General features: G+C 44.9%; 2 tRNA genes and 1 rRNA gene. All 3 read left to right on the top strand.

Annotated elements, in window-relative coordinates:
* Positions 1–154: 154 nt before the first annotated feature.
* Positions 155–231, top strand: a tRNA-Ile gene (locus DDE80_RS14630).
* A gap of 23 nt (positions 232–254) precedes the next feature.
* Positions 255–330 (top strand) — tRNA-Ala (locus DDE80_RS14625).
* A gap of 121 nt (positions 331–451) precedes the next feature.
* A 23S ribosomal RNA gene (locus DDE80_RS14620) occupies positions 452–546 on the top strand; the annotation flags it as partial.

Raw genomic sequence — 546 nt, 5'->3', positions numbered from 1 at the left:
AAGGTAGCCGTATCGGAAGGTGCGGCTGGATCACCTCCTTTCTAAGGATATGTCTTCGGACATTAACGGAATATAGCACCAAGGGTGCTATACGATTAACGTTTTGCGTTCAGTTTTGAAGGTTTATGAAATTCATATACCTATAATATAATGAGGGCCTATAGCTCAGCTGGTTAGAGCGCACGCCTGATAAGCGTGAGGTCGATGGTTCGAGTCCATTTAGGCCCACCATTTTTATTCCTTCATTATATTTCGGGGCCTTAGCTCAGCTGGGAGAGCGCCTGCCTTGCACGCAGGAGGTCAGCGGTTCGATCCCGCTAGGCTCCACCAAATTTGTTCTTTGAAAACTGGATAAAACGACATTGAAATAAGTAAAGTAATACAAATCACGTCAAGTGATTTATCGTAAGTTCTTAAGTCTTTCTCTAACGAGAAAGCAGTAACTAACTTCGGTTAAGTTATTAAGGGCGCACGGTGGATGCCTTGGCACTAGGAGCCGATGAAAGACGGTACTAACACCGATATGCTTCGGGGAGCTGTAAGTGA

It is taken from the genome of Metalysinibacillus jejuensis (genome assembly GCF_003057615.1).
Lineage (GTDB): Bacteria > Bacillota > Bacilli > Bacillales_A > Planococcaceae > Metalysinibacillus > Metalysinibacillus jejuensis.
The sequence above is the reverse complement of the archived record's forward strand: the minus strand, read 5'-3'. Positions and strand labels throughout refer to the sequence as shown.